The sequence below is a fragment of the Xanthomonas sp. BRIP62415 genome (assembly GCF_003993515.1).
GTDB lineage: Bacteria > Pseudomonadota > Gammaproteobacteria > Xanthomonadales > Xanthomonadaceae > Xanthomonas > Xanthomonas euroxanthea.
The window spans coordinates 688,527-708,578 of sequence record NZ_QEZH01000023.1; the positions used below are offsets into that span (position 1 = coordinate 688,527).

Here is a 20,052-nt window from a genome sequence, read left to right on the forward strand (position 1 = left end):
CACGTGAAAAAGCTTCTGATAGCACGAACGGGATCGACGTTGATCCGCGTCGCTATCGAACGAATGCATCGTGCATTGCTTGGACTATGCACACCGAATATCTCGACAGGTCCTTGCCCGCCCACCGTCGCGGGACCTTACGCGGCATGGATGCCGCGTAAGAGCCTACAAGGACGTACTTGCGGCGTGTCCTGCGATGATGGGCGGGCAAGGGCCCTGCAATAGGCTGCAGATCAAACCCCCTGACACTCATCTCTCTGCCCGCCACACTCATCAAGCCAGCCCGGGCAGAAGCGCCGTTCAAGGCAAGACGCAGGGGAACCCAGCCGGCACGGCTCTAGCTGGCGATGTAACGCTGCAATTGATCGATATCGTGCTGCTGGCGCTCAATCACCGCCTTGACCAGATCGCCGATGGAAATCACGCCCTGCACGCGCCCCCCGTCCAGCACCGGCAGATGCCGAAAGCGTCCGTCGGTCATCAACTGCATGCAGCGCTCCACCGTGTCCGACGGCGACACCGTCACCACCTGGGTGCTCATGATCTCGGCAACGCTGGTGGTCGATGAAGCGCGGTCGCGCAACACCACCTTGCGCGCGTAATCGCGCTCGGACACGATGCCGACCAGCCGTGGTCCGTCCATCACCAATACCGCGCCGATGCCTTTCTCGGCCATCATCCGGATCGCCTCGATCACTGCAGCGTCTGCCGCCACGGCGAATACCTCAACCTGTTTGGTCCCCAATAGCTGTCGTACGGTCTGCATGGCCCGCTCCGCGCTTGGTCTGGTGGTCGCAGACTACTCCCACCACGCCGCGGTGGGTATCGACCAGGTACAGCGGACGCTGCTTGGCCTCGTCATACAACCGGCCCAGGTATTCGCCGATCAGGCCCAGGGCAATCAGCTGGATGCCGCCAAGGAACAGGATCACCGACATCATGGTCGGCCAGCCGGCCACCGGGTCGCCCATCAGCGCCGCCTTGATCACCACCCAGCCGCCAAACAGGAATGCCACCAGCGCGGTAAGCAAGCCCAGATAGGTCGCCGCGCGCAGTGGCACGGTGGAAAAACTGGTGATGCCATCCAGCGCGAAGTTCCACAGCCGCCACACCGTGAACTTGCTGCGCCCCGACAGCCGCGGCGCACGCCGATACGGCAGCGCCACCTGGCGAAACCCGACCCAGCCAAACAGCCCCTTCATGAAACGGTGGCGCTCGCGCAGCTGCTGCAAGGCCTCCACCACCCGCGGCGACAGCAGTCTGAAATCCCCGGTATCGGCGGGAATCGGCGTGCGCGACAACTGCCGGATCACCCGATAGAACGCATGCGCCGCGCTGCGCTTCAACCAGCTCTCGCCCTCGCGAAAAATCCGCGTGCCGAAGATGTTGTCGTAACCGGCGCGCCACAGCGCGACGAATTCGGGAATCAGCTCCGGCGGGTCCTGTCCATCGGCATCGAGCAGCACCACCGCACCGGGCAACACATGGTCCAGGCCGGCAGAAATGGCCACTTCCTTGCCGAAATTACGCGACAGCCGCACCGCGCTCACCTGCGGGTCGGCATCGGCAAGCGCCTGCAACACGCTCCAGGTGCCGTCGCTGCTGCCATCATCGACATACAGCACATGCGTCTGCACGCCATGCAAGCCCGCCAGCACCGCGCACAGGCGCGGATGCAGCTGCGGAATGCTGGTCTCCTCGTTATAGGCCGCAATCACCACCGTCAGGCGGTCTGCTGCCAACGGCAGCTGGGCGGGGCCGGACGTCTGCATGCTCATGGTGCCTGCAGATACGCGGGGCCGCCCAGCTGGCGCGCCTGCCGCTGGATCCACGCCGTCCGCCGTTGCACATAGGCGCCGGGACGACGTGCGTCATAGCGGCGTGGCGAAGGCAGGACCGCTGCCAGACGCGCCGATTCGCCCGGCGACAGCCCCGCCGCATCCTTGCCCCAGAACTGCCGGGCAGCGGCCTGCGCGCCGTACACCCCGTCGCCGAACTCGGCCACGTTGAGATACATCTCCAGAATGCGCTGCTTCGGCCACAACAACTCGATCAGCACCGTGTACCAGGCCTCCAGGCCCTTGCGCAGCCAACTGCGGCCCTGCCACAGGAACACGTTCTTGGCGACCTGCTGGCTGATCGTGCTGGCCCCGCGCACGCGTCCGCCGCGCGCATTGTGGTCGCGCGCCTTTTCGATCGCCTGCAGATCGAAGCCGTGATGCAGCGGAAACTGCTGATCCTCCGCAGCCACCACCGAAATCGGCAGGCTGGCGGCGATCCTGTCGTAGTCGCGCCATTGCTGGTGCAGCGAAAAACGCCAGTCGCCCTCGCCCCAGGCTTCCAGATAGCGCCCCACCATCATGCTGCTGACCGGCGGATCGATCACCCGCAGCACCAGCACCTGCAGCACGCTCGCGGCAGCGAACAGCAGCGGGGCCGCCAACAGCCAGCGCAGCCAGCGCCCCGCGCGCCGCGCTGGCGCCACCTGCTTGCCATCCAATGCATCCGTCCCCATTGTTCGCTACGACCTTTCATTCCGATGCTCGTTGCATTATCCGGCAACCGGCGTCCCTTACGTCCGATGTCCCCATGACCGATCACGATCAGCTTTCCCGTTTCCTGCTGCCTGCCGCTGGCGTGCGCGGCGTCCATGTGCGCCTGACCCAGGCCTGGCACGACATCCAGGGGGCGGCCAACTACCCGCCCGCCGCCCGCCAGTTGCTCGGCGAAGCAGCGGTGGCCTCAGCCTTGTTCACCGGACACACCAAGGTCGACGGGCGCCTGTCGGTGCAACTGCGCGGCAACCAGAGCCTGCGCACCCTGTTCGCCGAATGCACTGCAGCCGGCACCTTGCGCGGCATCGTGCAGCTGGCCGACGGTGCCGATGCGCCCGCGGACCTGCGCGAACTGGGCGAGGCCGCGCTGCTGGCGATCACCATCGAGAACCCCGGCCTGGACCCGCGTGAACCACAGCGCTACCAGAGCCTGGTCGGCATGCAGGCGCCGGACCTGGCCGAAGCCTTCGAAACCTATTTCCATCAGTCCGAGCAGCTGCCGACCCGGCTGCTGCTGGCCGCAGGCCCGGACCAGGCCGCCGGCCTGTTGCTGCAAAAGTTGCCTGGCGACGAAGGCGACAACGATGGCTGGACCCGCATCGGCGCCCTGTTCGACACCCTGGGCGCACCGGAACTGCTCTCGGTCGCCAGCGAGGACCTGCTGCACCGGTTGTTCCACGAGGAAGACACCCAGTTGCTGGGCAGCAAGCCGCTCAGCTTCGGCTGCTCCTGTTCGCGCGAGCGGGTCGCCTCGATGCTGCAGTCCCTCGGCGAAGACGAGGCGCGTGCCGCTGCCGAGGCGACTGGCGAGGTCGAGGTCCGCTGCGAGTTCTGCGGGCGTGAGTATCACTTTCCGTTGACCGCGCTGGACGTACTTTTCAGCGAGGCGCAGCCGTCATTGGACGCGCCGGAAAGGTTGCAATAGATAGCGTTGGTGCTGCATTCCGGGGAACGCGGCTACTTGTTAAATAATCATAAACGCCCTAGCATTCTGATTGCCCGCTCTCGGGAACTTAACAACCGCCCCTGGGTCTGAACTCTGGTATGCGACACCTTCTTCGCCTTCCGCTCGCTTTGCTGGTTGCCCTCGCGGCAGCCACGGGTGCGCACGCGCAGTCGGCATCCCAGCAGTTGCGCGAGAGCACCATCCTGCCGGTGTGGAACAAGGGGAGCGGAAAGGTCGAAGCCTTTCTGTACCTGGAGCCCACTGGCGAGCAGAAGGCTGGCGCACGCTGGCACTTCGGTCGCAACTCGCTGGACGCGGCCTTCGGCCTGACCTCCGGCGATTCGCTGGGCCTGATCTGCAACAGCAGCCGCGGCACCAACATCAACGGACTCGCCAGCCACTGTCTGCTTGCAGGCATCGGCGACGACGAGGAAGACAGCGCCGCAGCATCGCGCCGCGTCTCGGCCACGCTGGGCTTCAACCGCGCTGGCGCCCGCGCCGGCGTCACCGCCGGCACTGGCCGCGACACCCTGCCGGCCTGGTTGATCGGCGCTGGCAAGGCACCGCTGACCCGCGTCGAACAGAACGACCTGACCGTATTCGGGCAGAAGAACATTGGCCGCGAGGGCTTCGTCTCGATCGGCGGGACCTATGCGCGCGCGCGCCTGGTGCCGCTGGCCGACGTTTCGCCGGCGATCGCCGACCAGTGGGACAGCAAGACCCTGAGCGTCGGTGGCGGCTACGGCGCCTTCAGCGCCAACGTCATCGGCCGCGTCGTCGATGTCCCCGGCCAGCCGGAAAAGTGGGAAGGCCTGGGCCTGGGCCTGACCTGGCGTACCCCCTGGAGCGGCCAGTTGACGGTCGGCGCCGAGAACGTGATTTCCCGTGGCAAGAACCCGTTTGCGCCGAGCAACGAGAGCAACAGCGACGGTACGATTCCGTATGTTCGGTACGAGCAAGATCTCTAAGTCATTGATTTGAAATGATTTAACGTGACGCCATCGGCCCGCAGCCGGTGGCTTTTTTCGTTCTGGCCATGTGCCCCACGCCGCCTTTCACGCCTTTCTTCTTTTTCGTTAACGGGACTTTAATTTCTCGCATAACGCATATACCATCGGTTCACCCTGACGTTTTGGATCCGCTTCTTCGGACCCCCCGACAGGCAAACAACCCTTGGCAGTACCCAAGATCACTTGGAGAGAGAGCTAATGAATTGCAAGTCCAACAAGCTGCGCGATGCAGTCGTCCTCGCGCTTGTCGTGGGCGTCGGCGGTACCGGTACCGCCATCGCTCAGGAAGCCGGCGGCACCACTAACCTCGACAAGATCGAGGTGACCGGTTCGCGCATCAAGCGCGCCGACGTTGAAACGTCGCAGCCTGTCTTCACCATGAGCCGTCAGCAGATCGAATCGCAAGGCTTGACCTCGATTGGCGACGTGATCCAGAACATTAGCTCGGGCGGTTCGGCGCTCAACAGCAATGTCAACAATGGCGGCAACGGCGAAACCCGCGTCAACCTGCGTAACCTCGGCTCCAATCGCACTCTGGTGCTGGTCAATGGCCGTCGCTGGGTCGGCGGCACCGGATTGGGCGGCGCGGTCGATCTCAACACGATTCCGACTGCTGCCGTCGAGCGCATCGAAGTCCTGAAGGATGGCGCTTCCACGATTTACGGCTCCGACGCCATCTCCGGCGTGGTCAACATTATTTTGCGTCAGAACTTCGATGGCGCCGAAGCGAATGCGTACTTCGGTCAGTACGACAAGGGCGACGGCAGCCGTGAGTCCTACGACTTCACGATCGGCTCCACTGGCGATCGTTGGCACGCCACGTTGGGCGTTGGCTACGTCAAGGAAGAGCCAGTCTGGGCAGGTGATCGCGAAATCTCGTCGGTCCCGGTGTTCGGTGCAGTTCGAGGCACGGGCAATAGCACAACGATTCCGGGTGGACGTTTTGGTATTTTCGGCTCGACTGGCCCAGACCCCACCACTGGCGCTCCTACATTCGGTGCAACACGTTTCAACGGAACGCCTGGGTTCTCCATCACCAATGACGGTGGTACCACCTCGCGCAACTACACTGCAGCCGATAGCTACAACTTTGCGCCGGCCAACTATCTGGTAACCCCGCAGGAGCGCAAGTCGGTATTCGCCGACGCTGGCTTGTCGATCACGGACAATGTGCGCTTCAAGACCACGGTGACCTACAACGAGCGCGAGTCGAGCCAGATCCTGGCACCGATGCCGATCGTTCTTGGTCGCTCCGCGCCCGGCACCAACGGCGCAGATATCGTTATTTCGGCAAGTAATATCTACAACAACACCGGCCGTGATATCGACTACATCCAGTACCGCGCTGAAGAGACCGGCGGTCGCATCTTCACCCAGAACGTCAAGACGTTCGGGTTCAGCGGCGCATTCGAGGGTGATTTCGAAGTTGGCCAGCGTTTCTTCAGCTGGGAAGCCGGCATGTTCTACGGCAAGAATGACCAGACCGATCGCACCACCGGCCTGTTCAATATCTCCGCACTGCGTAACGCACTTGGCCCTTCGTTCGTCGACGCTGGCGGTGTAGCGCGCTGCGGTACCGCAGCCAGCACGATCGACGGCTGCGTGCCGATGAACATGTTGAGCGGCCCGGGCTCGTTGACCCCGGAAATGCTGGGTTATGCTGGCTTCAATGCACATGACCTCTATGGATACGAGCAGAAGACTTATTTCGGCAACATCGGCGGCGAGCTGTTCGACCTGCAGGGAGGTGCGCTTGCATTCTCCTTTGGTGCTGAACACCGTGAAGAGTCGGGCTTTGACGATCCGGACGCGCTGATCAACTCTGGCGACACCACCGGCAACGCACGTACTGCGACCAACGGCGGCTACAAGCTGGACGAAGCCTATCTCGAACTCGCCGTGCCTTTGCTGGCTGACCTGCCGGGCGCCCAGTTGCTGGACTTCAGCCTGGCCACGCGTTATTCGGACTACAGCAACTTCGGCGACACCACCAACAGCAAGTTCGGTTTCCGCTGGAAGCCGATCACTGATTTGATGATCCGTGGTAACTGGTCGCAAGGCTTCCGCGCACCGTCGATCAATGAGCTGTTTCAGGGCGTAAGCGATACCTTCGAAGACGTGCGCGATCCTTGCGCAGGCTCCTTCAGCGATGGCTCCGTCAACGGAACGCGTCCAGGTTCGTGCGGCGCAGTGCCAGCCTATGCGCAGGCCAACCCGCAGGTACGTACCGCCACTGGCGGTAACCCCAACCTGCAGCCGGAAACTTCGACGTCCAAGACCTTGGGCTTTGTGTTCAGCCCGAGCTGGGTCACTGGCCTGGATATCTCGCTGGACTGGTGGAACATCGAGATCGAAGATGCAATCGACACGCAGACCGTGCAGGAGACCCTGGATAGCTGCTATCTGGCAGGCATCGCCAATGCTTGTTCGCTGATCCAGCGCGAGCCAACTGGCGAAGTGTCGAATCTGCTGGCAGTGCCGAACAACATTGCGAAGATCGAGGCTGAAGGTTACGACCTGACCGTAGGCTATCGTTTGCCGGACACCGCGTGGGGCAGCTTCAGCGTTGTGTGGGACTCGACCTACATGAGCAAGTTCGTGGTTGAGAAGCCGCTGCAGGATCCCGAAACCCGCGTTGGCTTGTATCGTGGCGGCTCGGCACAGGACAACAACTGGCGCATCCGCTCCAACCTGATGCTCAATTGGGAATTGGGCGACGTCGGCGGCTCGGCATCCATGCGCTACTACAGCTCGCAGGTCGAAAACTGCACCGGCGCCAACGTGGCGACTCCTGCAAACGTGGCACTGCTATGCTCGGATCCGGATCGTGTGACCGCTGCAGGTGCAGCGCCGCGCAATCATGTTCCCAGCGTGACTTACACCGATCTGGCCGCGTACTGGAAGGCTCCGTGGAACGCACGCGTCACCGTCGGCGTGAATAACGCCTTCGACCGCGATCCGCCGCAGGCTGCCACGGCATTTGCCAATAGCTTTGACCCGCAGTACGAAATCCCGGGTCGCTTCTACTACATGCGTTACACCCAGAAGTTCTGATAATCGGCTGCTTATGTAATGCGTAACCAAAACCGCGGCTCGAAAGAGTCGCGGTTTTTCTTTGCTCAACGATCAGACATCGACGTATGCCGTACGCCCGAAACCTAGCCCGGAATCAATGTCTGGATCACATGCTCGACGTAGGCTTCGAAGTCTTCGCGGGCTTGCTTGGGCTGCTGCAACTGCAGCGAGAGTTGCAGGAAACCGACGTAGGCGGCGTAGGCCAGGCGCGCACGGTGTTGGGCGTCGGTGCGGCTCAGGCCGGCTTGGCGGAACGAGGCGATCAGGTAGTCGAGACGGCGCTGCGAGACGCGGTCGATGACCGGACGCACGGCCGGGTGGTCGAGTGCCTTGAGCAGTTCGCTGTAGATGACATGCGGTTTGACTTCGTGCGCGACCAGCTGGAACAGCGCGCGCAAGCGTGCGCTGGGGTCCGGCACGTCTTCCAGGCTGCCGAACACCTCCTTCTGTTCGAAGATCTCCCAGCGTTCGAGCGCCGCCTGCAGCAAGGCATCGCGGGAGGGGAAGTGCCAATAGAAGCTGCCCTTGGTCACGCCGAGACGGCGTGCCAGTGGCTCCACTGCGACGGCGCCCACGCCTTGTTCGGCGATCAGGTCCAGTGCGGCCTGCGCCCAATCGTCCGCACTGAGGCGGTTGCCGCGACCGGACGTGGCGCGGGGCGTGGTGAGGCTCGGGTCGGGGATGTCATTCATTGACGCGATTTAACCATACGCTTGCGTCAGTTGCAGTATGCATCACATAACGGACACACAACTGCCACGATTCAATGGCTTAACCGTCCATACCAGGCAGTATTGACAGCAGCCTGGGCAGGTCCATACCATGAGGTATGGTTTCCTCTCCTTCTAGCCTTGCCCACAGTACGTCCAGCATTCGCATCACTGCTGGCGATACCTCGCTTGCGGTGTCGGAGCGAGGCGCGGGCAATGCAGCGACGGTGCTGCTGGCACATGGGTTTGGACAGACCCGGTACGCCTGGGAAAGCACTGCAGCTCGACTGGCCGACGCTGGCTACCGGGCGCTGGCCTACGACGCGCGCGGTCATGGCGACTCCGGCTTCAACGGCGTGGGCCTGCCCTACTCGGCAACGCAATTCACCGATGACTTGATTGTGCTGGCGGGCGAGCAGGCCGCGCCGCCGGTGCTGGTCGCCGCATCAATGGGCGGCTTGTTCGGCCTGCTTGCGGAGGCGCGCTGGCCCGGCCTGTTTCGCGCGATCGTCCTGGTCGACATCACGCCGCGCTGGGATACCGCAGGCGTGGAGCGCATCCTGCGTTTCATGACCGCGCATCCGGAGGGTTTCGCATCGCTGGATGCCGCTGCCGACGCAATTGCCGCGTATCTGCCGCAACGCCCGCGCAAGACGGCCGAGCAGCTGCAGGCCTTGCTGAGGCAGCGGGCGGACAACAGGTGGCACTGGCATTGGGATCCGCGGCTGGTCGATGAGCTGGCAGGCCAGGACCCGCACGCACAGCAGCAGACTTTGCTGGACGCCGCCGCGCAGGTGCGTTGCCCGCTCCTGCTGATCAGCGGCGGGCGCAGCGATCTGGTCACGCCGGACACCATCAGCGAATTCCTGTCGATCGCGCCGCATGCGCAGCACGTGCATTTGCCCGATGCCACGCACATGCTGGCCGGCGACGACAACACCACGTTTACCGCAACCGTGTTGCATTATCTGGACGCACTGCCCCCGGTTGGCACCATCGCAGCGTCCAACATTACCGAGCATGTCACTGGAGCAAGACCATGAGCATCGTTGCACCGTTTCTCTTCGTCATCCTGGCGGCGGGCATCGCTGCCTATCACCGCATGCGCCTTGCCACCTGGGTTGCGCTGAGCGCCTGTGTGCTGGTGGCCTGCTGGTTGCTGGGGGCCAATCTCACCGCGACCATCGTCGCTGCCGTGCTGGTGGTGCTGGTCTCCGCGCCGGTGCTGTTGCCGTTCCTGCGCAAGCCGCTGCTGACCACGCCGTTGATGGGTTTCTTCCGCAAGGTACTGCCGCCGTTGTCGCAGACCGAACGCATCGCACTGGAAACCGGCTCGGTGGGCTTTGAAGGCGAGCTGTTCACCGGCGACCCGGATTGGCAGAAGCTGCTCAACTACCCCAAGCCGCAATTGACCGCCGAAGAGCAGGCATTCCTGGACGGCCCGGTCGAAGAGCTGTGCAAGATGGTCAACGACTGGGAGATCACCCATGTCCACGCCGACCTGCCGCCGGAGCTGTGGGAGTACATCAAGAAGAACAAGTTCTTCGGCATGATCATTCCCAAGCAGTACGGCGGCCTGGGCTTCAGTGCGCTGGCGCATCACAAGGTGATCCAGAAGCTGTCCTCGATCTCCAGCGTGGTCAGCTCCACCGTCGGCGTGCCCAACTCGCTCGGGCCGGGTGAGCTGTTGCTGCATTACGGCACGCCGGAACAGAAGGACTATTACCTGCCGCGTCTGGCGGTGGGTGCCGAGGTGCCGTGCTTCGGCCTGACCGGCCCGTTCGCCGGCTCCGATGCGACCTCGATCCCCGACTACGGCATCGTCTGCAAGGGCGAGTGGAACGGCGCCAACGTGCTCGGCGTCAAGCTCACCTTCGACAAGCGCTACATCACCCTGGCGCCGGTCGCCTCGCTGATCGGCCTGGCGTTCCGCGCCTACGATCCGGATGGCCTGATCGGCGACAAGAAGGACATCGGCATCACCCTGGCGCTGCTGCCGCGCGAGACTCCCGGCGTGGAAATCGGCCGTCGCCATTTCCCGCTCAATTCGCCGTTCCAGAACGGCCCGATCCATGGCGAGGAAGTGTTCATCCCGCTGAGCCAGTTGATTGGCGGCGTGGAAATGGTCGGCAAGGGCTGGAACATGCTCAACGAGTGCCTGGCAGTGGGCCGCTCGATCACCCTGCCCTCCACGGCCAGCGGTGGCGGCAAGTACGCCGCGGTGGTCACCGGTGCGTATGCGCGCATTCGCAAGCAGTTCGGTCTGTCGATCGGCCGCTTCGAAGGCGTGGAAGAAGCGCTCGCACGGATCGGTGGCAAGGCGTATGCGATCAGTGCGTTGTCGCAGGCCACTGCCGCGGCGGTGGACCGTGGCGATGTGCCGTCGGTGCCGTCGGCGATCGCCAAGTACCACTGCACCACCATGGGCCGCGAAGTGGTCAGCGACATGATGGATGTGATCGGCGGCAAGGGCATCATCCTGGGGCCGCGCAACTTCGCCGGCCGTGCCTGGCAGGCGGCGCCGATCGGCGTGACCGTGGAAGGCGCCAACATCATGACCCGCAGCCTGCTGATCTTCGGCCAGGGCGCGATCCTGTGCCATCCGTGGGTGATGAAGGAAATGCAGGCGGCGCAGGATCCGGATACGCGCCGTGGTCTGGAAGCGTTCGACCAGAGCCTGTTCGGGCATATCCGCTTCGGTATCTCCAACGCGGTGCGTTCGTTCTGGTTCGGGCTGACCGGCGCACGCATCGGTGCAGCGCCGGGCGATGCGTACACGCGTCGCTTCTTCCGCAAGCTGGATCGTTATTCCGCCAACCTGGCGTTGATGGCCGATGTGTCGATGCTGATGCTCGGCGGCAAGCTCAAGTTCAAGGAATCCCTATCCGGCCGGCTGGGCGATGTGCTGAGCCACATCTACCTGACCAGCGCGATGCTCAAGCGCTATCACGACGAAGGCGCGCCGGCGACCGATCAGCCGCTGCTGGCATGGGCGTTCCATGACAGCGTGCACAAGATCGAAACCGCGCTGTCGGCGGCGCTGCGCAACTTCCCGATCCGGCCGGTGGGCTGGTTGATGTGGCTGCTGATCTTCCCGCTGGGCCGTCGTGCCGAAGCGCCGGGCGACCGCCTGGGGCACCGCGTGGCATCGATCCTGATGACGCCGAACGAAGCGCGCGACCGCCTGGCCCAGGGCGTGTTCCTGACCCCCTGTGCCAACAATCCGGGCGGGCGTATCGCCAGCTATCTGGCCAAGGCCGTGCTGGCCGAGCCGGTGGAGCGCAAGTTCCTCAAGGCGCTCAAGACCAAGGGCATCGAAGCGCTGGGTTTCACCGCACAGCTGGACGAGGCAGTGGCCGAAGGCGTGATCACCGGCGACGAGCGCAGGCAGCTGGAAGAGTTGCGCGAGATGATGATGGACACCATTACCGTGGACGACTTCGAGCCGCACGAGTTGCGTGCGGCCAGCTACTACGACAAGCCGCAGGCCCAGCAACCGCGCGAAGCAGCGTAAGGCGCGGGGCAAGGTGACAGCAGACGACGGCGGGCTTCGGCCCGCCGTTGTCGTGTGTGGAGACCGGCTGGTGTGGAGACCGACCATCTCGCGGCTGCCTGCCTGTCGCCGTGGTCTTCGGCCAGTTCACCGCGCCTGCAGCCTCAGCGTGCTGCCAAGGTAGGAGCGGACCTGGCCGCGATGAGGCATTACCGGTGACGCCCCGTCGCGGCCAGGTCCGCTCCTACAGAAGGCTGGGACGCCGCCTCAGCGCGGCAACCACAGCAAGGCCAGGGCAATCAGCGCGGGCAACGCCTGCACGACGAAGATGCGACGGTTGACGCTGTAGGCGCCGTAGCAGCCTGCCACGACGACACAGCCCAGAAAGAAGCCAAGCACATCGGCCCGGGCCTGCAACGCACCCCAGAACAGTCCCGCAGCCAGGAAGCCGTTGTACAGCCCCTGGTTGGCTGCCAGCACGCGCGTGGCCTGGGCCTTCTCGAAGGTATTACGAAAGGTCTTCAGGCCCAGCGGCCGCGTCCACAGCACCATCTCCAACACCATGATGTAGACGTGCAGCAGAGCGACACACAGACCGGCGACGACGGCGAACAGGGACATGGCAGACCGGCATGGTGGATGTGGCGGCCAGCATAGCCGCGATTGCGGCCGTGCTACTCGGAACAGGCGGCGGAACCCGGCGCGCCGGCAAGAGACGGGGGATGTGCAGGACCTGCATGCATGATCGGAGCGTCGCGGCTGCGGACATCGGCGGCGTGTCCTGCGATGGTTGTTGCGCGGGCACAAGTTGCTGCAGCCAAGGTGCAGATCAAGCGCTCTACACCTGATCTATCTGCTCGCCACGCTCGCCCAAAGGCAAACGCGGCTAGTTCAAACAGCGGCATCGCTTAGGTGCAGCCCGCCGCCAAGGTCAAAAGCTCAGTCAGCCGAGCACGCAGTGCCCTCTCCGGTTGCGGGACACGCCGTTCATGCCCTGCTTGCCTGTGCGCACCGACCATCTCGACCGGTCCTTGCCCGCCCACCGTCGCGGGACCTTACGCGGCATGGATGCCGCGTAAGAGCCTACAAGGACGTACTTGCGGCGTGTCCCGCGAGGGTGGGCGGGCAAGGGCCCCGCAGCCAGGCCGCGTGTTGACCGCTCCTAGTCGGAGACCTGATTGCCAGTCTCCGCATCGCGCTCTGCGGGCAGTTTGCGCGCCTCGCGCAGCAGGCCGAACGCGCCCAGGGTCATGCACGAGGCCACCAGCAGGCCGACACCGAACACTGCGCTGGAGCCGAAGGCCGACACCAGCTTGTGCACCCAGACGAAGGTGAGATCGCCACCGCGGTAGATCACGGTGTCGATCGCCGCACCGGCCTTGTAGCGCCACTGCCGATCCACCCGCGTGTACAAGGTCTCGCGCGCCGGCTTGGCGAGGGCGAACTCGCTGGAGCGGGTGATCACCTGCACGATCGCAAGCATCATCGGCAACGGCGAGGCCGTCAGCACGGCATAGCCCAGCGTGATCGCCACGCCCGGAATCAGCAGTGCCGGCGCGATGCCGAAACGCGACAACAGCGCGCGCGTCACCAGCAGCTGCAGCACCAGGGTAAGCGCATTGATTGCCAGGTCGATGCTCGCGTAATAGGCGGTGGCCGCCGCCGCGTCGCTGTAAAGCCGCCGTACCAGCGCCGCCTGCTCGTTGTAGAGCAAGGTGCCGACGCCCACACCGAACAACACCATGAAGGCCAGCCAGCGCAGCAACGGCTCGCGCACGATCAACTTGAGCCCGCCCAGCACATCGCCGCCCATGGGCACTTCGCCGGAGCCCAGCTGTCGCTGCTGCTCGCGCGCAACCGCCCACAAGCGCAGGCGCAGCACGCAGACCACGCACACCGCCAGAAAGCCGGCCGACACCAGCATCAGATGCGCGATGCCGATGCGTTCGACCAGGGTGCGGGTGAGGATCGGCCCGAGAAACGCACCCAGCGTGCCGGCCGCACCGATATAACCGTAGTAGCTGCGCGCTTCGGCATTGCTGAAGACGTCGGCCATGAAGCTCCAGAACACCGCCACCGCAAACAGGTTGAAGACGGTCACCCACAAGAAGAACGCCATGCCGCGCCCGGGCACGCCACTGTCGAACAACACATAGAACAGCAGCAGGGTCGCGATGAAGAAGCCATAGACCGCCGGCAGGAACACCCGGCGCGGATAGCGGCTGACCAGCGCGCCGTAGACCGGCTGCAGCAGCACCATGATCAGGAAGGTGCAGGTGAACAGCACCTGCAGGGTGAAGTCCTTGAGCGGCATGCCGTGCGCGGCGAAGAAGGCGATCATGCCGGTGGGGAAGATCGCTTCCACATCCGCCGACGCGCTCATCGCCTCGCGCACCGGGCGCAGCACGTAGTAACCGCTGAGCAGGCAGAAGAAGTACAGGAACGACCATGCCAGCGGCGGCGAGCTGCGCAGCGCCGCGTTCAAGCGGCCAGCCGCCGAGCGCGGCGAAGATGGACTGGTCATAGGGTGAAGCTCGCTCGCATCAACGGGCGCGACAGCAAGGACATGGCAGCGGCAGCACCCCGCGAAACAAGCGCGCAAGTTAGCCGATGCCGCGCTGCATCACCAGCAGCAGCGGGCAGGACGCAGCAAATCGATCGCGGCTGGAGCAGGCACGCTGCTTGCAGTTGCTTCCGCACGGGCTCCCAGTGGCGCTGGAAAGGCGCCGCGCAGGCCGATTTATGAACCTAAAATCGTCAATAGGATCAATATGATGCCCATTCATCTTCCGGCAGTTTGTGCTATTGCGAAGCGCGGCGCTAGAATCATCGGAGGCAGCGGAACAGGCGGGACAACCATGACTCAAATGCGCAGGCGCCGACGGTTCCGACCGTTGGCCATCGGGCTGCTCGGGGCGTTATTGCCTCTGGCCCTCTCTTCCACCGCACAGACACCCGCGCCCGCTGCCTCTGCGCTGCAGCCGGCCGCCATCGTGCAGTCGCCCACCGCTCCGCTGCAATACCGTGCATCGCTCCCGGCCAGCCAGGTGCTTGCCCCGGCGGCCGGTTTCGACGTGGCCGCGTTCGAATCGATGGCCAACCAGTTGACCTACGGCAATCGCCTGCCCGGCATGGCGATGGCCATCGTGCAGGGCGGCAAGGTGCTCAGCGCGCGCGGCTACGGCGTCACCGACGTCAATCACCCGCAGCCGGTCGATGCCCACACCGTGTTCCGTCTTGCATCGCTATCCAAGGCGTTTGCCGGCACCATGGCCGGGTTGCTGGTCAACGACGGTGTGCTGCGTTGGGACAGCAAGGTGGTGGACTACGTCCCCGGCTTCCAGCTCAGCAATAACGTCGCCACCCGGCAACTCACCGTCGCCGAGGTGCTCAGCCACCGCGTCGGGCTGACCCGCAATGCCTACGACAACGATATCGAATCCAACGTCGACTACTACTCGCTCAGCCACAAGCTGGCTGCCGCGCCGCTGCGCTGCGCCCCGGGCGATTGCTATGCATACCAGAACGTGGCCTTCAGCCTGGTCGGGGATGTGGTGTTCGCTGCATCGGGCAGCTTCTACGAGCAGTCGGTGGAGCGCCGCATCTTCAAGCCGCTGGGCATGAACGATGCGAGCATGGGACTGGCCGGTATCCAGGCCAGCCCGCGCTGGGCGCGCCCGCACGTGCGCAGCCGCAACGGCTGGGTGTCACTGACGCCCAAGCCGACCTACTACCGTCTTGCTCCCGCTGCCGGCGTCAATGCCAGCGCCAGCGATATGGCGCAGTGGCTGCTCGCGCACACCGGCCACCGCACCGACGTGCTGCCTGCGCCGCTGCTGGCGACGCTGCACGCGCCGCTGATCTCCACGCCAGGGGAGATGCGCTCGGGTTGGCGCCACGAGCGTGTGGACGCTGCCAGCTACGCGCTGGGCTGGCGCGTGTTCGACTACGCCGGCCACCAGGTCGTCTTCCATGCCGGCGCGGTGCAGGGCTACCGCGGCCTGGTCGCGCTGCTGCCCGAGCGCGATCTCGGCATCGCGATCATGTGGAACGGCGAGAGCGGCCTGCCCTCCGGCATGTTGCCGACCATCCTGGACCGTGCGCTGGGCCTGCCTGCCAAGCGTTGGCTGGATATCGACGTGGATGGCGACTTCGGTAGCGAGAACATGCTGGCCGAGCGTCCCGATCCTGCCGGCAAGGGTGCCTCGTCCGGCAAGTCGGTGGCATCGCCGCGCTAAGCGGAGCTTGCTGCGCTCTCGCACACAGGCGGCTTCGGCCGCCTGTGTTGTTTCTGGCCCGCAGCGGGACCGGGTCGAGTGTTTCGACATCGGTGGCCGGCAGGCTAACCATCGCTCCATCGCCATGGCTACCGGTCATGGCCAACGCATGCCTGGACAACCTTGTCGCGTGCGCGCAAAGGAGCTAGCCAAGAAGCGAGCGGACAACTCACCCTCCGCGCGATGCGACCGAGTGCATCTCTCCCGCTTCGCACTGACCGACACATCAGCGCGACACCAAGAGATGGCGGCACTACCGGTCGGGACAGACGATGGCCCGTTGCGTGGGCGGCGCAGCAGCCGAGCCCACCAGCAGCACTGGACCCGGGAAAGCGAGTGGCGAGTAGCGAGTGGAGAATGGCCAGTGGCGCCAGTGCGGCGATAGGCACAGTTACCCGGCCTGACATCCCGCCAAGCAGCGCGCGATGCGTTGGGTGGCGATCGCAATGCGTTTGCGCCACCGCGGGACGGTTATCCAGGTCTGCTGGCGTTATGCCGTGCCACGCGGCCCGAGCAGGTCACCCTGGTACTGGATGGCGATCGACTACGACTGTCTGCGCGCGATCGACATTCACCGGATCATGGCCGCCGTGGGGGAGCCAATAAAAAAGCTCCCTCCCCGCTGGGCGTCGGGGAGAGAGCTCGATATCTACGGCGATCGGGTACTGCAGATCAGATCAGCGGCGCCGGGGTTGCGGGCAGCGCGACCGGAGCGGCCTTCTTCTTGCGAACGGCCGGCTTCTTCTTGGCGACCTTCTTCACAGCAGGCTTCTTGGCGGCAGTCTTCTTGGTGGCGGACTTCTTGGTCGCCTTCTTGGCAACTGCCTTCTTCGCGGTCTTCTTGACTGCCTTCTTGGCGGTCTTCTTGACGGCCTTCTTGGCAGCAGTCTTCTTGGTCGCCTTCTTTGCAGTCTTCTTCACTGCCTTCTTGGCGGCAGTCTTCTTGGTTGCCTTCTTTGCAGTCTTCTTCACTGCCTTCTTGGCGGTTGCCTTCTTTGCAGTCTTCTTGACGGCCTTCTTGGCAGCAGTCTTCTTCACTGCCTTCTTGGCGGTTGCCTTTTTGGCGACCTTCTTGACTGCCTTCTTGGCGGCAGTCTTCTTCACTGCCTTCTTGGCAGTGGGTTTCTTTTTCGCAGCTTTTGCAGTGGCCATGTAATTGGCTCCTCGTCAGTGAACTATGGAGGTGAAACGCCCAGTTGAAGCAAACCCCGCAACGGCACGCCGTCGTCGGGAACCGTCCGCAGGTAATGCGCGACGGGACGGATACAGAAACACCCGCATCAGACAGCGACGCGGGTGCGTGATCGGAGCGACTGCTGCTTTCTTGGAGAGAAGCGGACCCAACTCCACCGTGGATAACGCTTTGGTGGACATCGGGAACAAGCGTGTCGGCTTGATGTCGATTCTGCTCACTCTCTTTCGCAGCAACGTCTGCTGGGCGAAACCTAATCACGCTTTTTTTTACTGTCAACACTCTTTTGCATTTTTTTTTCGACAGCTGGTGGCGATGTGTCCTAGCGAGGTGGTCCCAAGACGCCGCGCGATGGCACGCGCAGCTGGCCTTCGCATGCAGTGGTGCAACGACGTTTTCAAAAAAGCACTTCTTTTGTGCTGTTTTTTTTTAGCGAGGCAAACAAGCGCGATGCTCCCCACTGCACCGACGTCGCGGCGCAGGCGTGGTCGCCGCAGAGTGCGCCGCCTGTCCGCCAGCTGAAAATTTTTTATCCGCCAACCTTGCTCAAGGCGTCGCACAAGCAGAAATGCGCAAACTTCTTGCGCCGTTCTCGCCCCGTATGTGCATCGGCATGCGCTGCCAACGGCATGCGATGCACACCGTGTCCGAGGTTGGATGCACGCGATGCGGCAACCGTTTTTCACCGGCTGCACGCCCTCTCCTCACGACTGGCTCACGCCAGAAATCCGACACCGCGACAGCCGCGTCGTGCTCGACGATGTGGCGTGCGCATGTTCCCGGCGAGGTCGTCGCTGTCGAACATCGACAAACACCTGGACTGCGATCGACGGCCGTCGCTGGCCGGTTGCACGCCGATCGGCAACGCGCACGCCATCGCCAGGCGGGGACGGCGTGCTGCCACCGCCGCGCAGGCAAAAAAAATGGCCGCTCCAACGAGCGGCCATCCGGATTTTTTGGTGCGACGTGCGAAGCGAGGTCAGTGCGCGTCGTCTTCCAGCAGCTCGGCGTAGTCGTCCGGCGACAGCAGGTCGTTGAGCTCTTCCTTGTCGTCGAGTTCGACCACGAAGATCCAGCCATCGCCGTAGGCGTCCTCGTTGATGGTTTCCGGCTTGTCGGTGAGTGCGCTGTTGACCTCGACGACGGTACCGCTGACCGGGCTGTAGACGTCCGAGGCGGCCTTGACCGACTCCACCACCGCTGCGCCATTGCCGACCTGCACGGTGTCGCCGACGCCCGGCAGTTCGACGTAGACCAAGTCGCCCAGCAGGCCCTGCGCATGGTCGGAGATGCCGACGGTCACGCGGCCGCTGCTTTCGACGCGGGCCCACTCGTGGGATTTGAGGAACTTGAGGTCGCCAGGGATCTCGCTCATGGGTGTGCTCCGGGGAAACTGATGGGTTGGGGACAGGTGGCTAGTTTAGACCGCACGACAACACAGGTGCACGCGCGTGCCGGCCGATTGGCGGCGATGGATGCTGCACGCTGCCGGACGTTGACCTGCCCGGCAGCGTTTGACTCAGTCGCCTAGGACGCCGGGCTGCGCCTGGCCGTCGCGCACGAACGGAAACTTCACCGCGCGCAACGGCACCTGCTTGCCACGGATGTCCACACGCAAGTCGTCGATGCTGCCGGCCGGCACGCGCGCGAATGCGATCGCCTTGCCGAGGGTGGGCGAGAACGTGCCGGACAGGATCTCGCCTTCGCCGCTGGCACTGAGCACGGTCTGGCCATGCCGCAGCACGCCCTTCTCATCCATCACCACACCGATCAGCTGACGCGGTGCGCCCTGCGCTTTCTGCGACTCGAGCACGGCGCGACCGACGAAGTCGCGGCCTTCGTCCAGGGCGATCGTCCAGGCCAGCGCGGCCTCGTATGGACTGACCGTGTCGTCCATGTCCTGGCCGTAGAGATTCATGCCGGCTTCCAGGCGCAAGGTATCGCGTGCGCCCAGGCCGGCCGGCTTGACGCCCTGCGCGAGCAGCGCGTTCCAGAACCCCACTGCGGCCTCCTGCGGCAACACGATTTCGAAACCGTCTTCGCCGGTGTAGCCGGTACGCGCCAGGAACAGCTCCACGCCCTCGCGCGAGCGCGTCTGCAGCGCTGCGAAACGGCCGAGCTTGCTGGCCGCTGCGGTATCGGCCGGATCCACCAGCGCGATGACCTTGGCGCGTGCGTTGGGGCCTTGCACGGCGATCATCGCAAAGTCGCCGCGCTCTTCCACACGCACCTCGAAGCGGGCAGCCTGCTCGCCGATCCACTTCAGGTCCTTTTCGCGGGTGGCGGCGTTGACCACCAGGCGGAAGAAATCCTCGCGCAGGAAGTAGACGATCAGATCGTCGATCACCCCGCCCTGCGGATTGAGCATGCAGGTGTACAGCGCCTTGCCGGAGATCTTGAGCTTGTCCACCGAATTGGCGAGCAGGTAGCGCAGGAACGCGCGCACGCGTGGACCGTGCAGGTCGACCACGGTCATGTGGCTGACGTCGAACATGCCGGCGTCGCGACGCACCTGATGGTGCTCGTCCAGCTGCGAGCCGTAGTGGATCGGCATGTCCCAACCGCCGAAGTCGACCATCTTGGCGCCAAGCGCACGATGGGTGTCGTTGAGGATGGTCTTCTGGGTCATGCGCACCGGTCCAAGGGAAAGAGGTCCATTATCGCCGCCCGGCCGCGCTTGGGGGAACGGCGCAGCGCGCGGCAGTACGCGGCAGTGCGCGGCCGCGCCCTGTCGGTTGGCCGTGGTGACCAACGCCTTGAACGCCCCCACCTATTGCGTGCGATGAAGCAGTTG

The 20,052-nt window shown here is 64.1% G+C and carries 15 protein-coding genes and 1 pseudogene; 7 read left to right on the forward strand and 9 right to left on the reverse strand.

Translation table 11 applies throughout. The features are described from left to right. Window positions 1-337 precede the first annotated feature (337 nt). From EO141_RS10785 to mtgA, 3 genes are read right to left on the reverse strand one after another with little or no spacing between them, the layout of a single operon-like run. Entirely contained in the window at window positions 338-766 is a 429-nt protein-coding gene (locus EO141_RS10785; protein WP_119127742.1) for a CBS domain-containing protein, read from the reverse strand. Beyond that, window positions 726-1,772 (reverse strand): glycosyltransferase family 2 protein, encoded by a 1,047-nt coding sequence (locus EO141_RS10790; RefSeq protein WP_127169230.1) that lies wholly within the window; start codon window positions 1,770-1,772, stop codon window positions 726-728. Before EO141_RS10790 ends, EO141_RS10785 begins: the two co-directional genes overlap by 41 nt. A gap of 2 nt (window positions 1,773-1,774) precedes the next feature. Beyond that, complete coding sequence (gene mtgA / locus EO141_RS10795) at window positions 1,775-2,515, reverse strand: monofunctional biosynthetic peptidoglycan transglycosylase (RefSeq protein WP_119127739.1); 741 nt, start codon at window positions 2,513-2,515, stop codon at window positions 1,775-1,777. A 74-nt stretch (window positions 2,516-2,589) separates the two neighbouring features. Between mtgA and EO141_RS10800 the strand changes: the two genes are divergently transcribed. From EO141_RS10800 to EO141_RS10810, 3 genes are all read left to right on the forward strand, one after another. After that, complete coding sequence (locus EO141_RS10800) at window positions 2,590-3,480, forward strand: Hsp33 family molecular chaperone HslO (RefSeq protein ID WP_127169167.1); 891 nt, start codon at window positions 2,590-2,592, stop codon at window positions 3,478-3,480. A 152-nt stretch (window positions 3,481-3,632) separates the two neighbouring features. Then, entirely contained in the window at window positions 3,633-4,469 is an 837-nt protein-coding gene (locus EO141_RS10805) for a hypothetical protein (protein WP_180497030.1), read from the forward strand. 240 nt (window positions 4,470-4,709) lie between these two features. Then, window positions 4,710-7,565: a TonB-dependent receptor gene (locus EO141_RS10810; RefSeq protein WP_127169168.1), complete on the forward strand. Its 2,856-nt coding sequence runs from the start codon at window positions 4,710-4,712 to the stop codon at window positions 7,563-7,565. A gap of 104 nt (window positions 7,566-7,669) precedes the next feature. Here the strand turns inward: EO141_RS10810 and EO141_RS10815 are convergent, their stop codons facing one another. After that, a complete protein-coding gene (locus EO141_RS10815; RefSeq protein ID WP_104582993.1) occupies window positions 7,670-8,278 on the reverse strand; it encodes a TetR/AcrR family transcriptional regulator in 609 nt (202 codons plus the stop codon). Between the two features lie 137 nt (window positions 8,279-8,415). Here EO141_RS10815 and EO141_RS10820 point away from each other — a divergent pair, with 137 nt between their 5' ends. Both EO141_RS10820 and EO141_RS10825 read left to right on the forward strand, forming a co-directional pair. Next, window positions 8,416-9,339 carry an alpha/beta hydrolase gene (locus EO141_RS10820; RefSeq protein ID WP_164739159.1) on the forward strand — a complete coding sequence of 308 codons (924 nt, stop codon included), beginning with the start codon at window positions 8,416-8,418 and terminating at the stop codon, window positions 9,337-9,339. Then, window positions 9,336-11,810: an acyl-CoA dehydrogenase gene (locus tag EO141_RS10825; RefSeq protein WP_104582992.1), complete on the forward strand. Its 2,475-nt coding sequence runs from the start codon at window positions 9,336-9,338 to the stop codon at window positions 11,808-11,810. Before EO141_RS10820 ends, EO141_RS10825 begins: the two co-directional genes overlap by 4 nt. 246 nt (window positions 11,811-12,056) lie before the next feature. On the opposite strand, the gene EO141_RS10830 is transcribed toward EO141_RS10825, so the two are convergent. Next, on the reverse strand, window positions 12,057-12,410 hold the full coding sequence (locus EO141_RS10830; protein ID WP_127169169.1) for a DUF1304 domain-containing protein: 354 nt from the start codon (window positions 12,408-12,410) through the stop codon (window positions 12,057-12,059). Between the two features lie 541 nt (window positions 12,411-12,951). After that, window positions 12,952-14,313, reverse strand: coding sequence for an MFS transporter (locus EO141_RS10835; RefSeq protein WP_119127735.1), 1,362 nt, complete (start codon window positions 14,311-14,313; stop codon window positions 12,952-12,954). Between the two features lie 370 nt (window positions 14,314-14,683). Between EO141_RS10835 and EO141_RS10840 the strand changes: the two genes are divergently transcribed. Both EO141_RS10840 and EO141_RS10845 read left to right on the forward strand, forming a co-directional pair. Next, a complete protein-coding gene (locus tag EO141_RS10840; protein ID WP_180496716.1) occupies window positions 14,684-16,027 on the forward strand; it encodes a serine hydrolase domain-containing protein in 1,344 nt (447 codons plus the stop codon). A gap of 484 nt (window positions 16,028-16,511) precedes the next feature. Beyond that, window positions 16,512-16,607: pseudogene (locus tag EO141_RS10845) on the forward strand (pyridoxine 5'-phosphate synthase); the annotation flags it as partial. A gap of 131 nt (window positions 16,608-16,738) precedes the next feature. Here EO141_RS10845 and EO141_RS10850 read toward each other — a convergent pair. The 3 genes from EO141_RS10850 to gcvT form a co-directional block, all read right to left on the reverse strand. Continuing rightward, on the reverse strand, window positions 16,739-17,218 hold the full coding sequence (locus tag EO141_RS10850; RefSeq protein ID WP_039519650.1) for a hypothetical protein: 480 nt from the start codon (window positions 17,216-17,218) through the stop codon (window positions 16,739-16,741). Window positions 17,219-18,237: 1,019 nt separating this feature from the next. Further along, window positions 18,238-18,633 (reverse strand): glycine cleavage system protein GcvH, encoded by a 396-nt coding sequence (gene gcvH, locus EO141_RS10860; protein ID WP_104533961.1) that lies wholly within the window; start codon window positions 18,631-18,633, stop codon window positions 18,238-18,240. A gap of 144 nt (window positions 18,634-18,777) precedes the next feature. Then, on the reverse strand, window positions 18,778-19,887 hold the full coding sequence (gene gcvT, locus EO141_RS10865; protein ID WP_127169171.1) for a glycine cleavage system aminomethyltransferase GcvT: 1,110 nt from the start codon (window positions 19,885-19,887) through the stop codon (window positions 18,778-18,780). Between the last annotated feature and the right edge of the window lie 165 nt (window positions 19,888-20,052).